At 77.6% G+C, this 2,398-nt stretch carries 1 protein-coding gene; it reads right to left on the bottom strand.

Annotated elements, in window-relative coordinates:
* Positions 1 to 60: 60 nt before the first annotated feature.
* On the bottom strand, positions 61 to 2,298 hold the full coding sequence (locus tag ACIQOV_RS37610; protein WP_401055276.1) for a heavy metal translocating P-type ATPase: 2,238 nt from the start codon (positions 2,296 to 2,298) through the stop codon (positions 61 to 63).
* Between the last annotated feature and the right edge of the window lie 100 nt (positions 2,299 to 2,398).

Genomic DNA, 2,398 nt, shown 5'->3' with positions numbered 1-2,398 from the left:
CTCCCTTCGCACGCTTCACACCCGTCACGCCCCTCACGCCCTTCCTGTCCTTCACGCCCCTCACCGCCGTCCTCCCCGGCGCTGTCCCCGCCCCGGCTCCCAGGTGCGCAGCCGCAGGCTGTTGCCCACCACGAGCAGCGAGCTGAGCGACATCGCGACCGCCGCCAGCATCGGGTTGAGCAACCCGACCGCCGCCAGCGGGATCAGCACCAGGTTGTAGCCGAAGGCCCAGAGCAGGTTGGCCCGGATGGTCGCCAGGGTCTGCCGCGCCAGCCGTACGGCGTCCACCACCGCCTCGATGTCGCCGCGCACCAGGGTCAGCCCGGCCGCGCCGATCGCGGCGTCACTGCCGGAGGCCAGCGCCACCCCGAGGTCCGCCGAGGCCAGGGCCACCGCGTCGTTGACACCGTCGCCGACCACCGCCACCGTCCGTCCGGCGGCGCGCAGTTCGGCCACCACCTCGGCCTTGCGCTCGGGGGAGGCCGAGGCGTGCACCCGCTCGATGCCCAGCTCGGCCGCCACCGCCCGCGCGGCGCCCGGGCCGTCCCCGGTCAGCAGGACGGTCTCCAGGCCCAGCCCGCGCAGCCGGTGGAGCGCCCGCCAGCTGCCCGATCGCAGGGTGTCGCCGACCACCAGGACGGCCGCCGGCCGCCCGTCCAGCTCGACCGCGACGGCCGTACGGCCCTCCTCCGCGGCCTGTGCGGCCGCCTCGGCCAGGGCCGGCGGCAGGACGGTGTCGTCCGGCCGCACCACCCGCACGGCCCGGCCCTCGACCGTCCCGGACACCCCGAGCCCGGTGGTGGCCGCGAAGCCGTCCACGGCCGGCGGCGGTCCGCAGCGCTCCCGGGCCGCCGCCGCGACGGCCCGGCCGATCGGGTGCTCGGAGCGGTGCTCGACCGCGCCGGCCAACCGCAGGGCCTCGTCCTGCGCGAGGCCGTCGGCGGTGGTGACGGCCGCCAGCTCCATCCGTCCGGTGGTCAGTGTCCCGGTCTTGTCCATCACCACCGTGTCCACCCGGCGCAGGCTCTCCAGCACCTCCGGGCCGCGCACCAGCACGCCCAGTTCCGCGCCCCGCCCGGTCGCCGCCAGCAGCGCCGTCGGCGTGGCCAGTCCGAGCGCGCACGGGCAGGCCACCACCAGCACCGCGACCGCCGCCGTCACCGCCGCCTGCGGGGCCGCGCCCGCGCCCAGCCAGAAGCCCAGCACGCTCGCCGCGATCGCCAGCACGCAGGGCACGAACACCCCGGCCACCGCGTCCGCCAGCCGCTGCGCCCGTGCCTTGCCGGCCTGGGCCTGCGCCACCAGCGCGGTGATCCGGGCCAGTTGGGTGTCCGCGCCGACGGCCGTGGCCCTGACCACCAGGGCGCCGCCCACGTTGACCGTCGCACCCGCCACCACGGCGCCCGGGCCGACCTCGACCGGCACGCTCTCCCCGGTCAGCAGGCTCAGGTCGAGCGCCGAACCCCCTTCGACCACCACCCCGTCGGTGGCCACCCGCTCGCCCGGCCGCACCACGAACTCCTGCCCGGGCAGCAGCAGTTCGATCGGCACCAGGCGCTCCTCGCCGTCCGCCCCGCGCAGGCACACCTGCTTGGCGCCCAGCTCGGCCAGCGCCCGCAGCGCGGACCCGCTGCGCCGGCGCACCCGGCCCTCCAGCAGTCGCCCGGCCAGCACGAACAGCGGTACGCCGACCGCCGCCTCCAGGTACACGTGCGCGGTGCCGCCGCCGTCGGCGGTCAGCGAGAACGGCATCCGCATGTCCGGATCGCCGGCCCCGCCGAGGAACAGCGCGTACGCCGACCAGCCGAAGGAGGCCACCACACCCAGGCTGACCAGGGTGTCCATGGTCGCCGCCGCGTGCCGCAGGCCCCGCAGGGCCCGGCGGTGGAAACCGGCCGACCCCCAGGTCACCACCGGGACGGCGAGCGCGAAGCAGACCCACTGCCAGGCGGTGAACTGCGCCGACGGCACCATCGACAGCACCAGCACCGGGACGGCCAGCAGGGCGGTGACCAGCAGCCGCCACCGCTCGTCCGGCTCCTCGGCCGCCATCCCGACCGGAGCCCCCGCGGGCAGCGGCTCGGCGGTGTAGCCCGCCCGTTCGACCGCCGCCACCAGCTCCGCGACCGGGATCCCGGCCGGGTGCAGCACCCGGGCCCGCCCGGTCGCCAGGTTCACCCCGGCCGTCACCCCGTCGATCCGGGCCAGCCGCTTCTCCACCCGGCCCACGCAGGCGGCGCAGGTCATCCCGCCGACCGCCAGATCGGTGGCGACCACGGGCTCGGCGACGGCGCTCACCGCATCCCGCCCATGTCGTGCCCGCCCATTCCGGGGGACGCCCCGCCCCCGCCGCTCGGCCGCAGCCCGGGCGCCACCGGCCCCACCTGCCGACCCACCC

The organism is Kitasatospora sp. NPDC091257, from assembly GCF_044757675.1.
GTDB classification, from domain to species: Bacteria; Actinomycetota; Actinomycetes; order Streptomycetales; family Streptomycetaceae; genus Kitasatospora; species Kitasatospora lactacystinica.
This window is presented reverse-complemented; position numbering and strand designations above follow the sequence as displayed.